This window comes from Streptacidiphilus sp. PB12-B1b (genome assembly GCF_014084125.1).
Classification (GTDB): Bacteria; Actinomycetota; Actinomycetes; order Streptomycetales; family Streptomycetaceae; genus Streptacidiphilus.
Map to the genome: position 1 here is coordinate 1,358,455 of NZ_CP048405.1, position 13,771 is coordinate 1,372,225.

10 protein-coding genes are annotated in these 13,771 nt (G+C 73.9%); 6 read left to right on the forward strand and 4 right to left on the reverse strand.

Translation table 11 applies throughout. From position 1 onward, the window contains the following. Nucleotides 1-65: 65 nt before the first annotated feature. Together GXW83_RS06215 and GXW83_RS34800 are read left to right on the forward strand one after the other, a co-directional pair. Nucleotides 66-1,925 carry a bifunctional diguanylate cyclase/phosphodiesterase gene (locus tag GXW83_RS06215; protein WP_182441885.1) on the forward strand — a complete coding sequence of 620 codons (1,860 nt, stop codon included), beginning with the start codon at nucleotides 66-68 and terminating at the stop codon, nucleotides 1,923-1,925. Continuing rightward, the gene (locus GXW83_RS34800; RefSeq protein ID WP_182441886.1) at nucleotides 1,871-2,068 is read left to right on the forward strand and encodes an EAL domain-containing protein; all 198 of its coding nucleotides are present in this window, start codon (nucleotides 1,871-1,873) and stop codon (nucleotides 2,066-2,068) included. Before GXW83_RS06215 ends, GXW83_RS34800 begins: the two co-directional genes overlap by 55 nt. An 82-nt stretch (nucleotides 2,069-2,150) precedes the next feature. Here the strand turns inward: GXW83_RS34800 and GXW83_RS06225 are convergent, their stop codons facing one another. Next, a complete protein-coding gene (locus GXW83_RS06225; protein WP_225446793.1) occupies nucleotides 2,151-3,410 on the reverse strand; it encodes an MFS transporter in 1,260 nt (419 codons plus the stop codon). Between the two features lie 292 nt (nucleotides 3,411-3,702). Here GXW83_RS06225 and GXW83_RS06230 point away from each other — a divergent pair, with 292 nt between their 5' ends. The 4 genes from GXW83_RS06230 to GXW83_RS06245 all read left to right on the forward strand — a co-directional run bounded on the left by GXW83_RS06230 (nucleotide 3,703) and on the right by GXW83_RS06245 (nucleotide 9,250). After that, on the forward strand, nucleotides 3,703-4,458 hold the full coding sequence (locus GXW83_RS06230) for a hypothetical protein (RefSeq protein ID WP_182441887.1): 756 nt from the start codon (nucleotides 3,703-3,705) through the stop codon (nucleotides 4,456-4,458). After that, nucleotides 4,455-5,747 (forward strand): lytic transglycosylase domain-containing protein, encoded by a 1,293-nt coding sequence (locus tag GXW83_RS06235; protein WP_182441888.1) that lies wholly within the window; start codon nucleotides 4,455-4,457, stop codon nucleotides 5,745-5,747. Before GXW83_RS06230 ends, GXW83_RS06235 begins: the two co-directional genes overlap by 4 nt. A gap of 20 nt (nucleotides 5,748-5,767) precedes the next feature. After that, nucleotides 5,768-6,145 (forward strand): MmcQ/YjbR family DNA-binding protein, encoded by a 378-nt coding sequence (locus tag GXW83_RS06240; RefSeq protein ID WP_182441889.1) that lies wholly within the window; start codon nucleotides 5,768-5,770, stop codon nucleotides 6,143-6,145. A 135-nt stretch (nucleotides 6,146-6,280) separates the two neighbouring features. Next, complete coding sequence (locus GXW83_RS06245; RefSeq protein WP_225446794.1) at nucleotides 6,281-9,250, forward strand: BTAD domain-containing putative transcriptional regulator; 2,970 nt, start codon at nucleotides 6,281-6,283, stop codon at nucleotides 9,248-9,250. A 606-nt stretch (nucleotides 9,251-9,856) separates the two neighbouring features. Here the strand turns inward: GXW83_RS06245 and GXW83_RS06250 are convergent. From GXW83_RS06250 to GXW83_RS06260, 3 genes are read right to left on the reverse strand one after another with little or no spacing between them, the layout of a single operon-like run. Then, nucleotides 9,857-11,146, reverse strand: a complete 1,290-nt coding sequence (locus GXW83_RS06250; protein WP_182441890.1) for an ATP-grasp domain-containing protein — start codon at nucleotides 11,144-11,146, stop codon at nucleotides 9,857-9,859. Nucleotides 11,147-11,195: 49 nt separating this feature from the next. Continuing rightward, on the reverse strand, nucleotides 11,196-12,476 hold the full coding sequence (locus GXW83_RS06255) for an MFS transporter (protein WP_182441891.1): 1,281 nt from the start codon (nucleotides 12,474-12,476) through the stop codon (nucleotides 11,196-11,198). A gap of 4 nt (nucleotides 12,477-12,480) precedes the next feature. Further along, on the reverse strand, nucleotides 12,481-13,770 hold the full coding sequence (locus GXW83_RS06260; RefSeq protein WP_182441892.1) for an alanine--tRNA ligase-related protein: 1,290 nt from the start codon (nucleotides 13,768-13,770) through the stop codon (nucleotides 12,481-12,483). Nucleotide 13,771: the final 1 nt, after the last annotated feature.

Here is a 13,771-nt window from a genome sequence, read left to right on the forward strand (position 1 = left end):
GGGGGGTTGACTCGGGGTCGGGTACGGGTACGGGCGTTGGCATGAGCATGACTACAAGCACGGGCATGAGCACGGGCACAGGCACGGGCATGAGCGCGGGCACCGGTACCGGCGGCGGCGCTGCCGTCCGCGAGGCGGTGCAGGCCGCCGTGGACGCGGCCCTCGGCGCCGCGATCGGGGCATCCCTCGACGCCGCCGTCGCCGCGCCCCCGGCCCAGTCGTCGGCCGGGGCCCCGTCGGGGGCCGTCGGCGCGGCGGTCGGCAGCGGCGGCTCCGAGGGCGGCGCCGACCAGGCCGGAGCCGACCCGGCGGCGGTGTCCTGCCCCGCCTGCGACCAGCCGCACGACCGCTCCAGCTGCCTCCAGGAGGCCCTGCGCGACAGCGAGACCCGCTTCCGCGCCGCCTTCACCGACGCCGGGATCGGCATGGCCCTGGTCGACGCCGAGGACCGGATCACCGAGGCCAACCCGGCCCTGGCGGAGATGCTCGGCCGTACCGTGGCGGAGCTGACCCGGCTGCACATCCACGAGCTGATGGACGTCGAGGAGCACCCGCGCCGCATCTACCTGGAACTGCTGCGCGGCGACCGGGACCGCATCCGGCTGGAGAAGCGGCTGCTGCACCGTCAGGGCCACGCGGTGTGGACCAACATCACCGTCTCGCTGATCCGGGACGCCGGCGGCCTGCCGCAGTACACCCTGGCCATGGTCGAGGACATCTCCGAGACCCGCAGGCTCGGCGACCGGCTGCACTACCAGGCCCGGCACGACCCGCTGACCCGGCTGCCCAACCGCTCCCTCTTCTTCGAGCAGCTGACCGGAGCCCTGGCCGAGCCCGACCGCCGGATCGGGCTGTGCTACCTCGACCTGGACGGCTTCTCGGCCGTCAACGACACCCTCGGCCCGCAGGTCGGCGACGAACTGCTGGTCGCCGTGGCCCGGCGGCTGGAGCAGCGCTTCGGCGAGCGCGGCCACCTGGTGGCGCGGGTCGGCGGCGACGAGTTCGCGGTGCTGGTGCCCCGGAGCCAGGGCGGCGCGGAGCTGTCCGCGCTGGCGGCCGAGATCGTGGAGGTCCTCGGCGTCCCCTACGACCTGGCCGGGCAGCGGGTGGCGGCCACCGCCAGCGTCGGCGTGGTGGAGCGCCCGGTGCCCGGCACCTCCCCGGCCGACCTGGTCAAGGACGCCGACGCCACCCTGTGCTGGGCCAAGGCCGACGGCCGGGCGCGCTGGGCCTTCTACGACGCCGAGCGGATCGCCGGGCAGATGACCCGCCAGCTGCTGGCGACGACCATGCGCCCGGCCCTGGAGCGCGGCGAGTTCGTGGTCGAGTACCAGCCGCTGGTCGACCTCCAGGGCGAGGGGGAGCCGGCGCTGCTCGGGGTGGAGGCCCTGGTCCGCTGGCAGCACCCGCAGTTCGGCAGGCTCTCGCCGGACCGCTTCATCGGCATCGCCGAGGAGACCGGTGCCATTGTCCCGCTCGGCCGCTGGGTGCTGGAGACCGCCTGCGCCCAGGCCAGGGCCTGGCTGGAGCGGTTCCCGCAGAGCGAGCTGTACGTCAGCGTGAATCTGGCGGCCCGCCAGTTCCGGGATTCGGACGTGGTCGCGGACGTCGCCGAGACCCTCGGCGCGACCCGGCTCCCGGCCCGGCTGCTGCAGCTCGAACTGACCGAGAGCGAGGTCATGGGCCCCGCCGGACGCCCGCGCGAGGGCCTGCACGCGCTGGCCGCGATGGGCGTGCGGATCGCCATCGACGACTTCGGCACCGGCTACTCCAACCTGGCCTACCTCAGCCGGCTGCCGGTGCACGCCCTGAAGCTGGCCGGCTCCTTCGTCGAGGGCTTCCACGACACCCCCCGGCCGAGGGCGAGGCGGTGGACGAGCAGATCGTCGCCGCGCTCGTCCGGCTGGCGCACACGCTGGGGCTGACCGTGACCGCCGAGGGCGTGGAGAGCGAGCTGCAGGCCGGGCTGCTCCGGGCCACCGGCTGCGACAGCGCGCAGGGCTGGCTCTACGGCCGGGCCGCCGAGGCGGCCGAGATCGACAAGCTGCTGGCGCGCCGGACCCGGTAGGCCCGGGCGTCCCGGCCCCGGCGCCCCGGCCGTCGGCGGCTCCGGGCGGCTCCGGCACCCGGGCGGCTACGGCTCCCGGCGGCTACCGCACCGAGCGGATCCGCCACACCAGCGCCGCGCCCAGCAGCGAGCTGAGGCCGGAGGCGACGTACAGCCCGCTGTAGCCGCCCAGGTAGTGGATGATCACCGCGGCCAGGACCGGGACCAGGACGTACGGCAGCGAGCCCATCTGCCCGGCCACGGCCAGATCCCGGGCCGAGTCCGTCCGCGACGGCAGCACCTGGGTGACCAGCGCCAGGTCCACGCCCACGTACACGCCGAAGCCGACGCCCAGCAGCACCGAGCTGACCAGCGTCATGGTCCAGGTCGGCCAGGCCGCCAGCATCAGCGCGGGCACCGCCATCAGCACCGAACCGGCCGACACCAGCGGGCGGCGCGCCCCCAGCCGGTCCGAGAGCCGCCCGCTGACCACCGCCACCGCCACCACCGCGGCCGCGTTCACCGCCACCACCAGCAGCAGGTCGCCCTTGCGGTGCACCACGTCGCTGAGGAAGTACGGGATGTAGAGCGTGCCCAGGCCGTAGCCGAGGTACATGATGAAGCGGGTCGCCAGCGCCCAGGCGAAGTCGGGCGTGCGCCGGGGGTCGATCCGCCAGCCGTCCAGCAGCAGGCCCCAGGACAGCCGCTGCCGGGCCTCGCGCGGCAGCGGGCGGTCCGGCGTGCTCCGGGCGAACGGCAGCACCAGCAGCAGCGTCGCCGCCAGCACCAGGTAGCCCGCCAGGCTGCCCGGCGCCAGCCCCACCAGCACGCCGCCCAGCGCCAGCCCGGCCGCCTGCGGCACCGACGCCCACCCCAGCACCCGCCCCCGCTCCGCCACCGGGACCAGGTCGGGGACGACGGTGTTCAGCCCCGCGCCCAGCGCGCACATGGCCGCCGACAGGCCCAGCGCGCCCAGCGACACCGCCCATACGCTGTCGGCGAGCCCCATGGCGGCCAGCACCAGGATCGAGGCGGCCGTGCCGCCCAGCATCCACGGCCGCCGCCGCCCGTGGCGGCCGGTGGTACGGTCCGACAGCGCCCCCGCCAGCGGCGCGGCGACCAGCCCGGCGACCGCGCCCACGGCGCTGGCCCAGGCGTACGCGACGACCTTGCCGTGCGGGTCGATGGCGGCGATCTGCTGCGGGATCAGAAAGGTGCTGGGGGTCTGCAGCGCGATCTGCATACCGAAGTTGGCCAGTACGAACCCGCCCAGCCAGCCCCGGCCGACCGCGCCGGGCGGCGGCTGCGGCGGCGCTCCGGGGGCGACGGTCCCGGGGACGTCGTCGTCGGTGACATGCGCCACTGCTGCTCCTCGGAGGCTCCTCGGACGGGCGGTGTTCCCCGGGCAAAATGAGCACTGCTCACGTTTTGGCTGGGCTCATGGTAGGGATCGGCCAGGCCCGGCGCCAGACCTCCGACCGGATCCGTGCGGCCGGAGCGTAGGGGCCATCCGGGTGGTCCGCCAATACGACATTCGGACGGTTCCCCTGCGGTTCGATCGGCAGACGACCCGGAAATCCGACCGCGCGTGCATCGTCGGTGGAGGCGGTACGGCCTTCCGCCTCCGACCACCGTCAGAAGGGACCGCACGTCAGATGTCCACCACCAGCGGAACCGCCGCAGTCGCCGGGGCGGTGCTGATCCTCTGCGCCTCGTCCGCGCGGGCCGCCACCCCCGCCGGCCCTGCCGCGCCGGAGCTGAGCTCTCTGACGGTCGCCCAGCGCGTCCTCGGCCCCCAGGGCGGCGACATCACCGCCCCGGTCCCGGCCGGGAAGGTCACCCTGGAGGTCCCGGCCGAGGCGCTGCGCGAACCGGCCGACGTCAGGCTCACCACCGCGGACGCGGCCGGTGTCGACGACCTGCTGGCCGGAGAGGGCTTCACCGCGCAGCGCACCGTCGCCGCCGTCGGCCTGAAGGCGTACACCCTGGCCGGTGATCCGCTGGACCGCCCCTTCGCCCGGCCGCTCACCCTCACCGTCACCGGGAGGTCCCTCGGCGCGCCGGTGGAGCAGGTCGTCCAGCTGAACCTGGCCTCGCCGCGGATGCTGCCCGCGCAGCTGGAGCCCGGCAGCGTGAGCATCCTGACGGACGGCCAGCCCGATCTCGCGGTGATCGCCCCCAAGGGCGTCGCGCTGCACCCGAGGCCGGGCCAGGGGGCCGTGGCGGCGCGGGTGGACGCCGACGCCGCCTCCATGGACGGCCGGACCAGGGCCGCGACGGTGACCAACACCGGTGGCAGGATCGGCCGACCGCCGTCGCTGCCCCGGCTGCTGGGGGCGGTCGCGCTCTCCGCGGGCACGGCCCTGGCCGTCGTCCTGCTGCACCGCCGCCGACCCCTGCCCCGGGTATGAACGAGCCGCAGCGGCCGATGGCCGCCACCCGGATCGGACTGGCCGTCGTCGCCGGAGCCCTGCTCGCGGCGCTGCTGGGGGCGGCGCAGTCGCCTCAGGCCCGGGCGCTCCCGGCGGCCGCCCCCGGCTTCGCCGGCGTCTCCACGCTCGCCGCCGTCTCCGCCTCGGACGCGGTGCCCGGCGCCGCCCCCGACAGCGCCCCCGGCGCGGTCTCCGGGCCGGTCTCGGTCGACGCCATGTCGGCCGCCGCCGCGCAGACGCCGTACCTGCAGGGCCTGTTCGGCCGCACGCCGTCGCAGGACGAGATCGCCTCCGGCCAGGCCCGCGAGGACCTCCCGGCGTTCGGTGCGGAGCCGCTGGCCGTGAACGGCGTCGGCACGGTCTACGTGCCGGCGGACGGCATCGGCATGGTCCCGGACGGGGACTCGGCCGACATCCAGGCGGGCCTGAGCAGCTCCAACGCCGCCTACGCCCCGGTCGACCTGCAGATGCCGCCCTCCAGCGGCACCCCGCAGCTGCCGCACACCGTCTACCTGGCCTACCTGGCCGCGGAGTCGCGCGAGCGCCGGCACCGCCCCGGCTGCCACCTGGACTGGCCGATGCTGGCCGGGATCGGCCAGATCGAGTCCTCGCAGGCGTACGCGGGCCGGGTGCTGTCCGACGGCACCAGCTATCCGGCGATCTACGGGCCCACCCTCAACGGCTCCAACGGCTACATGGTGGTGCGCGACACCGACCACGGCCGGCTGGACGGTGACCGGGTCTGGGACCGGGCCGTGGGCCCCATGCAGTTCATGCCCACGACCTGGGAGGAGTGGGGCGCCGACGGCAACGGCGACGGCCGGGCCGACCCGCAGAACATCTACGACGCCGCCCTCACCACCGCCCGCTACCTGTGCGCCGACGGCCGCGACCTCTCGGTGCCCGGGGAGTACGACGACGCGGTGCTCACCTACAACGACGACCAGAACTACGTGACGGCGGTGCGGGCCTGGGCCGCGTACTACCGCCAGGGCGCCTCCGGGCAGTTCCGCCCCCGGCCGCACCGCCACCCGCGTCCGCAGCCCCGGCCGCCGGTCACCCCACCGAACCCGAACCCCAGCTCGGCCCCGGAGGTGCCGACCTCCCCGGTCGTCCCGATCGTCCCGGTCCCGGCGACGCCGTCCGCCGCGTCGTCCGGGCCGACGTCCTCCCAACCGTCCGCACCCGGCCCGTCCGGTTCGCAGGAGCCCGCGTCGGCCCGGCCGGGATCACCCCGTCCGGCCTGGCCGCTGCCGTTCAAGCCCTGAGCGTGTAGCAGAATCTGCGGATGACCCCTGAAGCGTTGCGAGCCGCCTGCCTGGAGCTGAACGGAGCCGTCGAGACCTTCCCGTTCGGCCCGGAGACGTCCGTGTTCAAGGTCGGCGGGAAGATCTTCGCGCTGACCGCGCTGCGGGGCGAACCGCTGCGGATCAGCCTGAAGTGCGATCCGGAGCTGGCCGTGCGGCTGCGCGCGGCGCACCCGGAGATCACCGGCGGCTGGCACCTCAACAAGCGGCACTGGAACACCGTGCGGCTGGACGGCGGGGTGCCGCCGCTGCTGCTCGGGGAGATGATCGAGGACTCCTACGACCTGGTCGTCTCCCGGCTGCCGCGGGCCCAGCGGCTGCTGCTCGACTGGCCCGGCAACCGCCGCAGCGGCCGGTAGCCCGGGACGGCCGGGGCCGGGATAGGCTCAGCCGTCGCGGGACTGACCAGCAGTGAGAAACCAGTGGGCGGCTCCGCCGTCCTGCGCCATGGTGCTGCGACGACGAAGTGGCGTGGTCGAAGGGGTGTCGGCAGGGTGACGGACGAGCTTTCTTTCGCTGTGCTCGGCGAGCTGCGTGCGTACCGGGGAGATGCCGAGCTGCGGGTCGGGCCGCCGCAGCTGCGGGCCGTGCTCGCGGCCCTGCTGCTGCGGTCGGGGCACGCGGTCTCGATGGCGCAGCTGGTCGACGCCCTGTGGAGTTCCGAACCGCCCAGCACGGCCGTCACGATGATCCGGACCTACGCCTGGCAGCTGCGGCGGCTCCTGGAGCCGGACCCCTCGACGCTGAGCGTGCTGCTGTCGGCCGGGGACGGCTACCGGCTGGCCGTCCCGCTGTCCGCGCTGGACGTCTGGCGGGCCGAGTCGCTGATCCGGGAGTCGGCGCAGGCCCGCTCCTCGGGGCGGACGGAGGCGGCGAGCGCGCTGCTCGCCGACGCCCTCGACCTGTGGCAGGGGGAGTCGCTGGCAGGCGTGCCCGGGCCCTTCGCGCAGGGGCAGCGGGACCGGCTGGAGGAGCTGCGGGTCGCGGTGCTGGAGGAGCGCTTCGACCTGGACCTGGCCCTCGGCCGCCACCGGCTGGTCGTCCCGGGGCTGGCGGAGCTGACGACCGAGCACCCGCTGCGCGAGCGCCCCTACGCCCTGCTGATGCGCGCGCTGTACGGAGCGGGCCGGCAGGCCGACGCGCTCGCGGTGTTCAGCGGCGTCCGGAAGCTGCTCGCGGAGGAGCAGGGCATCGATCCGGGGCCGGAGCTGAGCGCGGTGCACCGGCAGATCCTGGAATGCGATCCGGCCCTGTCCATGGCGGCGGCCGAGGACGTCGTGACCCGCGACGAGCCCAGGCCGGGACCGGAGGACGATCCGGCACTCGGCCCGGGCCCGCAACCGGCTCCCCAGCTGCCGGTACCGGCGCAACTCCCCTCCGATCTGCCCGACTTCATCGGCCGGGCCGGCGCCGCCGCCAGCCTGTGCGCCCTGCTGGAGCGGCCCGGGCACCCGGCGCTGACGGTGGTGGCGCTGGTCGGGATGGGCGGGATCGGCAAGACCTCGCTGGCCCTGCGCATCGCGCACGGGGTACGCCAGGCGTACCCCGACGGCCAGCTCTACGCCGACCTGCGCGGGAACGACGACACTCCGGTGGAGCCCGGCGTCGTCCTGTCGGGCTTCCTCACCGCGCTGGGCGTCGAGGTCCGGTGGATACCCGAGGGGCTCGACGACCGCTGCAAGCTGTTCCGTTCCATGCTGGACAGCCGCCGGATACTGATCGTGCTGGACAACGCGCGGGACGCGGCGCAGGTGCTGGACCTGGTTCCGGGATCGGTCGACTGCGGGGTGATCGTCACCAGCAGGTCGCGGCTGTTCGGGCTGCCGCTGTCGGCCCAGCTCAGCCTGGAGGCGTTCCAGCCCGACGAGGCGCTCGCCCTGCTCGGCGCGGTCATCGGGCACGAGCGGCTCGCCGCAGAACCGGCCGAGGCGCTCCAACTGGTCACGGCCTGCGGGTTCCTGCCGCTCGCCATCCGGATGGTGGCCGCCAGGCTGGCGGCCCGCCCCCGGTGGACCATAGCGACGATGACCGCCCGGCTCTCCAACGAGCAGCGCCGCCTCGAGGAGCTGAGCATCGGCGGGGCCTCCATCTATGCCACGTTCGAGCTCGGGTACCGGCAGTTGACGCCTCCGCAGGCCCGCGCCTTCCGGCTGATAGCCGTCGCGGGCGCACCGGCCGTCGGGCTTGCGGCGGCGGCGGCCGTGCTCGCCGCCGACGAGGAGACGACCGAGCACCTGCTGGAGTCCCTCGTGGACGCCGCGATGCTGGAGTCGCTCGAACCGGGCCGCTACCGCTACCACGACCTGGTGCGCGTCTTCGCCCTGCAACGGGCGGGCAGCCAGGACCGGTCCGAAGCCGCGCAGGCCCTGGACCGGCTGCTCGACTTCCTGCTGGCCAGCGCGTGCAGTGCGTTCTCGCACGCCGTCCCGGGGGATCCGGTGGCCGACTCCCTGGGCCCGGTGAGATCGCCGGGGCTGCGGTTCGACGACGTCCACGAGGCGCGGGCGTGGATCACCGGCGAGATCGAGGTGATCACGGCGGCGGTGCTGCAGGCCGTCGGCCTGCCGGCGGAGCTGGACACCGGGCAGCTGCGGGCCGCGGTCGACCTGCTGATCGCCCTCAGCTCCTTCAGCCGTGACATCAGGTTCGGTCAACTGGCGCCCACCGCCATGGAGTTGGTCCGGGCGGCCGAGCGCCGGGGGGATGTGCGGACGTCCGGGCGGGCCCGGCTGCTGTGCAGCACCATCGCCTTGCAGGCGGCCCGGCCCGCCGATGCCGAGGAGCACGCCCGCGCGGCCATCAAGGCGTCCCGGAGCACCGGGGACACCGTCATCCTCCGGCAGGCGCTCAACGACCTCGGGGTGGCCGCCCAGTTCCTGGGCCGCCACGACGAGGCCGTGGCCTGCTTCGACGAGGCGATCGTGCTCGCCCGTACGCTGGGTCACCAGTCCGGGGAGGCGGCGACCACGATCAACGCGGCGCTGGCCCGGGTGGGCAGCGGCCGGGCAGCGGAGGCGGTACCGGCCTGCGAGAACACCCTGCAACTGCTGCGCTCCATGAACGACCTCCCGGGAATCGCCTACGCGCTGTACGTGCTCGGCCTGGCGCTGCACGAGGAGGGCCGGTACGAGCACGCCGCCGCCCGCTACACCGAGTGCCTCGGTGTGTGCCGCTCGGCCGGCTTCCGGGACCGCGAGGCCCAGGCGCAGTACCGGCTCGCCGAGACGCTACGGATCACCGGCCGCACCCAGGAGGCGGTGGAGCAGGCCGCCGAGGCGGTCGCCCGCTGCGAGGAGATCGGAGCGGTACGCAACCAGGCGTACGCCCTGGTGGTGCTCGGTCAGGCCCAGGCCGGCCTGGGCCTGACCGCCGACGCCCGCACGCAGTGGGAGCGGGCGCACGCCCTCTTCGTCCAGCTCGGACTCCCGGACGCGGCGGACGTCGGTCGGTTGCTGCAGGCGTGACGCCGGCTGCGGCACGGCCTCCGGTCAGTTGACCGGGGGCTCCCCGGTGCTGTTCCACGCGCTCGCAGCCCACGCGTGGTGCTGCGTCGCGCCAGGGGAAGGCCGGTCCGCCGTCCCGCCGACGACAGCGAGGACGGCGGCCACGCCCAGCGCCGCCGCCAGCGCCGCGGCCCAACCGCGCCGACCTGCCGTCTTGAGGCTCCTTCTCACGATCACCCTGTGCGCCCCTCGTAGTGCTTCGCTGTTCCCGATGTGTTCCGCCCATCGTCGCAGACCGCGATCAACGCCCCATCTATATCCGATACGTGCCCGGCTGCCCGGGGTGGCCGGGGTGCGGGCGCTGATGCGGACTATCGGGTGCAGACGTCCTGAAGATCCGGAATTTATCGCTCCCGTCTAGTGTGGTCGGAAAGAGCGGACGGGATTCCGGCAACGCGATTCGACGATTCGATTCCAGGGGGCTGAGATGCGTATTCTTTTTGTCTCGATCAACGGCTGGTGGTAGCCGTACTCCTCCGGAAAGGGCATTCCCGTACGGCGGGGTGCTGAATTCCGGTGGCTTTCGCCAGGCGGGGGCGTCCGAAAAGGGCGCCCCCGCCTGCTTTCTCATTCCACCGGCCCGACCTCGACCCGGAACTCGCGGCCGACCCGCTCCACCAGCGCGTCGAACTCGTCGGCCGTGTCGGCGCCCAGGACCACGAAGACGCACCACTCGGACGCGTGCGAGAGGTCCACCACGTCGCCGACGCCGCGCAGCGGCTGGGCCCGCAGCACGCCGTCCATGGCCAGCATCGTCTCGACGCTCGGGATCGCGGTGATCCGCCCGGGGGCCGCCGGGCGCAGGTGCAGCGCGCCGAGGTGCCGCCGGCTGGGCCGCGGCGCGGGGAGCTTGCCGGTGACCAGGGCCTGGCCCAGCGCGTGGTGGACCTCCAGTCCGGTGGCCTCGCCCAGCAGCGGCGGGATCCAGCCGCCGCCGAGCCGGGTGGCGATCTCGGAGAAGACCAGCTCGCCGTCGGGGCGCTGGAACACCTCCAGGTGGGTGACGGCGCGTTCGATGCCCAGCGCCCGGTTCACCTGCCGGTGCAGGTCCAGCACGCGCCGGTACAGCTCGGGGTCGTCCTCGGCGTTGATCACGGTGCTGCCGTCCAGCGGCAGACCGGCCTCGGGGATGTGGGCGATGCCCTCCAGCACCGTGAGCCGGGTCATGAAGTAGGCGCTGACCACCAGGAAGAGCGGTTCGTCGCCGTCCCACACGGCGTCGATGTGCAGCTCCCGGCCGGTGACGAACTCCTCCGCGATGAGCTGGCGGGACTTCACGATCGGGATCGGCCCGATCGCGGCCAGCTTCGACGCCAGCTCGTCGGGGGAGTGCACGGTGAACGTGCCGATGGCGCCGCCGCCGGAGACCGGCTTGACCACGAGCGGGAAGGCCAGCCGCTCGCAGACCGCCGCCACGTCCTGCTGGTCGTTCGGGTCGGGCAGGCTCGCCCAGGCGGCGGTGCGGACGCCGGCCGCCGCCACCCGCTGCTTCATCAGCCGCTTGTCCCGGTAGGCCACGTGCCGGAGCGGATCCCCCTGGCCGCCCAGCAGGATGGCCAGGTAGCCGGCGCCGAACTGGCTGAACTCGGTGAAACTGATGATCCGGTCGCCGCTGACCCCGCGGAGCGAGAGGTCGGCCGCCACCGCGGAGATCTCCTCCAGGGAGTCGAACTCGCTCACCCGGTAGACCCGGGCGGCTCGGCCCAGCAGCTCCCAGTCGGGGTGCATGTGGTCGACGTCGAAGTCGTCCAGCACCACGTACACGTCCAGCCCGCTGTCGAGCAGCGAGCCGATCAGCTCCGGGTTCCACTTGCAGACGACGACCTGCTCAGGCCGCTGTGCGCTGATGTCGGTCATGGTGATCCTCAGCAGTTCGTAAGGGGTGTGACGTTGACGGGAGTGCGGATCAGGACACGGTGGCCGCGTCCATCGGGGCGAGCGCGCCGGTGGACGGCGGCCGCCCGCGCAGGGCGAGGCGCAGCCAGTACGCGCCGATCAGCAGCACGGCGGCCGCGCCGACGACCACCACGGCACGGACGCCGATGAGTTCGGACAGCAGGCCGCCGGTGAGGGCGGCGACCACCGCGGCGCCGTAGCTGAAGGCGTAGAGGGTGGTGAGCATCCGCCCCTGGAGGTGGTTGGGGGTGACCCGCTGCTGGTAGGAGGCGGCCGCGATGTCCCAGACGAAGACGGCCGCGCCGCAGCTGAAGAAGGTCGCGGTGGCGAGCCAGGGCCCGGTGGTCAGGCCGAGGGCCAGTCGGCTCAGGCCGGTCGCCAGCAGGGCCAGCGCCATCGTCCACTCCACCCCGAGGCGGCGGACCAGCACCGGGGCCAGCAGGCCGCCGAGCACGCTGCCCAGCGCGGCGGCGCTGAACAGCAGGGTGTACTGGGTGTCGGTCAGGCCGAGGTCCCGCTTGGCGTACACCACCATCAGCGCGGTGGCGATCAGCATCCAGAAGTTGAGCACCATCTCGCTCACCAGGATGGTGCGCAGCAGCGGGTACCGGCCGATGATCCCGACCGCCTCCCGCAGCTGGGCGAGCACGGAGGGGCGCGGCCCGTCCGGTGCGGGCGGGGCCTGCGGCTCGGCTGCCGCGCCGGGCCGCCGCAGGACCGGGATCAGCAGCGAGACCAGGGCGGCCACGGCGAACAGGCCGCCCTCGGCGAAGAACGGGGCGCAGACGGCGACGCCGAACAGCACACCGGCCAGCGGCGAGCCGAGCACCTGCTGGGTCAGCATCCGGGCCGAGAAGAACCGGGAGTTCGCCTTCTCCAGCAGCTCCGGCGGCACCGGCAGGGAGATCAGGGCGAAGGTCGCGGACTCGGCGAACAGCTCGGCCACCGAGAGCGCCGCGGTCATCGCGTAGACCTGCCAGAGCGCGGTCCGGTCCGACACGATCACCGTGGCGAAGCAGAGCACCAGCCCGGCCCGGACCACGTGGGCGGCGGTCAGGATCCGGCGCCGGTCGAGCCGGTCGACCATCACCCCGATCAGCGGTCCGACCAGCAGTCCGGGCAGCGCGGCGACGACCATGACCAGCGAGATGTCCACCGCGCTGTGCGTCAGCGACAGCGCCAGCAGCGGCATCGCCACCAGCCGCAGGCCGTCACCGAGGCTGGAGACGCTCACGGACGCGAACAGCATCCAGTAGCCGTGGCCGAGCCGGTGCTTGCCTTGGGTTCCCATCAACTCACAGGCTTCCGCGCAGGGTGGCCGAGAAGCGCGCACAGAGCTGCTCGGAGATGTCGCGCAGGACCTCGCGCAGGGCGGCGGGCTGGAGCGCCTCCGACGAGGTGAGGTCGAGCGTGACGGTCACCGACTGCTGCCCGGCCGGGAGCGACGCGCCTCGCCAGGTGTCCAGCACCCGGGCCTCCAGGCCCAGGAGTCCGGGCAGGCTGATCTCCTCCGCTGCCCCGCACAGGAGTTCGGGATCGAGCCCGGCGTCGCAGAGGAAGGAGAGGTCGACCGGGCGGGTCGTGGCGCTGTCGCGTCGGAGCTGGTGCAGGTCGGTCCGGAACAGCGCCGCCACGTCGGTGTCCGGGGCGTCGACCGCGCCGATCCCGGACAGCCGGGTGATCAGCTCCTGGTCGGTCACACCGAGTTGGGCGGCCAGCCGCTCGATGTACACCAGTGCCTTGCGCATGATGTAGCCCTGGGCGCGCTTGGCGGGGACGATACCGGCCCGGTACAGCTGCACCAGCAGCCCCAACAGGTCAGCCAGCTTGGCCTGTTGCGGGGTCTCCGGCAGGGAGAGGCAGCCCTCGGGAGTGGAGTCGATCACCCAGCGCGCGGCGGTCAGCCCGGCGGCCAGGGTCTCCACCCCGATGCCGAAGCCGTAGGCCACGGTCGAGCCCTGCCACTCGAAGGCGATCAGGTTGCCCAGATCGCGCCAGCTGCCGTCCGGTTGGACCAGGCAGAAGGTGGCGCCCCGGCCGGTCATCCCCTCGTCCCCGAAGCTCCAGGCGTAGAAGTCCTCCGCTTCGCCGTCGTGGGCGACCGGGCCGGCCCAGGCCCGCTGCCAGGCGTCGTCCAGGTCGCGGTGGCCGGAGGCCACCTTGAACGCCACCTCGTCGGCGGCTAGGCCGAGTTCACGGCCGAAGTACCCGGCCACCGCCGACGCGAAGTCGTCCAGCCGGTCGGCCGGCGCCATCGCGCCCAGCATCTCGAAGTGCAGCACGAACTCGGTGTGGAAGTCCGCCAGGAAGGTGGCGCGCAGGTTCTGGCTGCGCACACACGGCTGACGGACCGTCACCCAGTCGCCGTCCAGCGGCTGATCGCCCCGGATGAACGGCTTGAACGGCACCACGGCGGAGTTGGTGAACAGGATGGTGCGGTCCGTGGTGGGTACCGCGGGCTCCGGGGCCAGCCGGCGGGCCCCGGCGGCCTGGAACCAGTCGGTGAAGCCGACCGACCACTCCTCCAGCCGGGCACGCGCCGCCCGGGCCCCGGCGAGTCGGGACAGTACGACGTCCTGGGGCACT

Coding starts and splice junctions, on each gene's coding strand:
- GXW83_RS06215 (WP_182441885.1), top strand. CDS start 66: ATGAGCACGGGCACAGGCACGGGCATGAGCGCGGGCACCGGTACCGGC.
- GXW83_RS06230 (WP_182441887.1), top strand. CDS start 3,703: ATGTCCACCACCAGCGGAACCGCCGCAGTCGCCGGGGCGGTGCTGATC.
- GXW83_RS06235 (WP_182441888.1), top strand. CDS start 4,455: ATGAACGAGCCGCAGCGGCCGATGGCCGCCACCCGGATCGGACTGGCC.
- GXW83_RS06240 (WP_182441889.1), top strand. CDS start 5,768: ATGACCCCTGAAGCGTTGCGAGCCGCCTGCCTGGAGCTGAACGGAGCC.
- GXW83_RS06250 (WP_182441890.1), bottom strand. CDS start 11,146: ATGACCGACATCAGCGCACAGCGGCCTGAGCAGGTCGTCGTCTGCAAG.
- GXW83_RS06255 (WP_182441891.1), bottom strand. CDS start 12,476: ATGGGAACCCAAGGCAAGCACCGGCTCGGCCACGGCTACTGGATGCTG.